The sequence below is a fragment of the Streptomyces niveiscabiei genome (assembly GCF_001419795.1).
GTDB classification, from domain to species: Bacteria; Actinomycetota; Actinomycetes; order Streptomycetales; family Streptomycetaceae; genus Streptomyces; species Streptomyces niveiscabiei.
Genome location: NZ_LIRL01001073.1, coordinates 1 through 2771 on the forward strand (window position 1 = coordinate 1; position 2771 = coordinate 2771).

At 71.4% G+C, this 2771-nt stretch carries 3 protein-coding genes; 1 reads left to right on the forward strand and 2 read right to left on the reverse strand.

Features of this window, described 5'->3' with window-relative positions; genetic code table 11:
- Window positions 1–426 (reverse strand): DUF2510 domain-containing protein (locus AOK24_RS39945; protein ID WP_240554348.1); only part of this gene is annotated, 426 nt, incomplete at its 3' end.
- Window positions 427–653: 227 nt separating this feature from the next.
- On the opposite strand from AOK24_RS39945, the gene AOK24_RS39950 reads away from it, so the two are divergent.
- Window positions 654–1130, forward strand: a complete 477-nt coding sequence (locus AOK24_RS39950; protein WP_010356261.1) for an SsgA family sporulation/cell division regulator — start codon at window positions 654–656, stop codon at window positions 1128–1130.
- An 83-nt stretch (window positions 1131–1213) separates the two neighbouring features.
- Here AOK24_RS39950 and AOK24_RS39955 read toward each other — a convergent pair whose 3' ends face one another.
- The gene (locus AOK24_RS39955; RefSeq protein ID WP_107104162.1) at window positions 1214–2590 is read right to left on the reverse strand and encodes an FAD-binding oxidoreductase; all 1377 of its coding nucleotides are present in this window, start codon (window positions 2588–2590) and stop codon (window positions 1214–1216) included.
- Between the last annotated feature and the right edge of the window lie 181 nt (window positions 2591–2771).

Consider the following 2771-nt stretch of genomic DNA (forward strand, 5'->3'; position numbering starts at 1 on the left):
GTGGTCGCCGGCGGAACCGGACTCATGACCGGCGGGTGGCTCGGCGGACGTACTAGTACCTGAGGACTGCCCGGGGACCCTGGGGTCCTGGGGCACGCGGGGGTCGGCGGGCTGCGGGGAGCCCCAGGAGACGCGGCGGTCCTGGTCGCCGCCGAAGCCGGACTGGCGGGCGGCGTCGGCGGCCCACGCGGACGCGGGCTCGGGGTCCTCGTCGAAGAAGTGGGGCCCGGTCTCCTCGACGGCGGGCACCGGGCCGCCGGAGCCCGCCGGGGGCGTGAGCGGGCGGCCGTCCGACGGGGCCGGCCGGCTGGTGCCCGGTACCCAGGCGGCACCGTTCCAGTACCGGACGTACCCGGGGATGGACGGGTCCGGGTAGTAGCCCTCGCGGGGCCTGTCGTCGCCGGGGGCCGGGGTTGGGGCGCTCATGTCCGTCGTCCCGCTATCTGCTCGGAGGTGAGGTGGGGGCAAGCACATCTATCAGACCCGCGCGCGGGCCAGTACCAGTCCGTCCGTACCGGTCCCGTTGCGGACCGGCTCGCACACCTCTTTCACCCGCTCCGAAAATTTTTCTCCGAACCCGCGTAATGCTCGGCCACCGAGCCGCTCTCTCCTCGCGCGGGCCCACTCCGGGCCGCCCAGAGAGGAGTACGGACATGCACCCCACCGTGGTCGAGCGGGAGCTGGAACTCAAGCTGATCCTGTCGCCGGAGCGCAGCATCCCGGTGCCGGCGCGGCTGAGCTACCGCTCGGACGACCCCTTCGCGATCCACGTCACCTTCCACATCAACTCCAGCGTGCCGGTCAACTGGACGTTCGCCCGCGAACTCCTCGTCGAGGGCGTCTTCCGGCCCTGCGGCCACGGCGACGTCCGCGTCTGGCCGACGAAGGTCGACGGGCGCAGCGTCGTCCTGATGGCCCTCAGCTCCCCCGACGGCGACGCCCTCCTCGAAGCACCCGCCGCGCAGGTCTCCGCCTGGCTGGAGCGCACCCTCCGGGTGGTGCCCCCGGGCTCTGAGGGCGAGCGGCTCGGCCTCGACGACGGCCTCGCCGAGCTGCTCGCCGTCACCCCGGCCGACGACCTGTGGCTGCGCGACCCGTGGCCGTCGGACGAGTCGAAGGACGGCGAGTGAGGAGTACTACGACCTACGCCGTACTCCCTCGCCTCCCTCTGAAGGGGGACGGGGTTTCCCGTACGGAACTCAGGAGGGCGCCCTCAGAACAGCTTCCCCGGATTCAGGAGCCCCTGGGGGTCGAAGACCTCCTTGATCTTCCGCTGCATCTCCAGTCCCACGGGGCCCAGCTCGCGGGCCAGCCACTCCTTCTTGAGGACGCCGACGCCGTGTTCTCCCGTGATGGTCCCGCCGAGTTCGAGGCCGAGGGCCATGATCGCGTCGAAGGACTCGCGGGCCCGGCGGGACTCGTCGGGGTCGGTGGCGTCGAAGCAGACGGTGGGGTGGGTGTTGCCGTCGCCTGCGTGGGCGCAGACGCCGATGGTGAGCTTGTGCTCCTCGGCGATCCGCTCGACGCCTTCGAGCAGGTCGGCGAGGCGGGAGCGGGGCACGCAGACGTCGTCGATCATCGTGGTGCCCTTGACCGCCTCCAGCGCGTTGAGGGCCAACCGGCGTGCCTGGAGAAGGAGTTCGGACTCGGCGGCGTCCTCGGCGGGGACGACCTGCGTGGCGCCGGCGGCCTCGCAGAGCGCGCCCACGGCGGCGAGGTCGGCGGCCGGGTCGGCGGTGTCGAAGGCGCACATCAGCAGCGCCTCGGTGGTCTCCGGCAGCCCCATGTGCGCGAGGTCGTTGACCGCCTTGACGGTCGTCCGGTCCATGAGTTCGAGGAGGGACGGCAGGTGGCCGCCCGCCATGATCGCGCAGACGGCGTCGCAGGCGGCGCGCGCGGAGGAGAACTCGGCGGCCAGGACGAGTTGCTGAGGTGGCTGCGGCTTCAGCGCGAGGGTCGCCCCGACGACGATCCCGAGCGACCCCTCCGACCCGACGAACAGCCGCGTCAGGTCGTACCCGGCTACCCCCTTGGCGGTACGCCGCCCGGTGGACAGCAGCCGCCCGTCCGCGAGGACCACGTGGAGGCCGATGACGTACTCCGCCGTCACCCCGTACTTCACGCAGCACAGCCCGCCGGAGGCCGTGCCGATGTTGCCGCCGATCGTGCACATCTCCCAGCTGGAGGGGTCCGGGGGGTAGTACAGGCCGTGCTCGTTGACCGCGCGGGAGAGTGTCGCGTTGATGACACCGGGTTCGACCACCGCGATCCGGTCGACCGGGTTGATCTCCAGGATGCGGTCCATCTTCACGAGGGAGAGGACCACGCACCCCTCGGAGGCGTTGGCCCCGCCGGAGAGTCCGGTTCTGGCCCCCTGGGGTACTACGGGTACCCCCAGCTCGGTGGCGACCCGCATGACGTGCTGGACCTGTTCGACGGTCCGGGGCAGGACGACGACCGCGGGGGTGCCCGCCGGGCAGAAGCTGGCCATGTCGTTGGCGTAGGAGGCGGTGACGTCGGGGTCGGTGAGGAGCGCTTCGGCCGGGAGGCCGTCGCTAAGTCGGGCGAGAAGACCTTCGGAGCGGCTCATGATCACAGCGTCGCACCCGGGGCCATCGGTGTGAACCCCGCCGTACGAGCCACCGGGTGACGTGATGTGTTCGTCGTATGGACGCACAGTAAGCGCATGCACGGGACAACCCAGGGAAACAGCACAGAAAACGGTGCTGGAAACGCCGCACAGCCCCCGCACTTCCCCGCCCTCCGCCGCC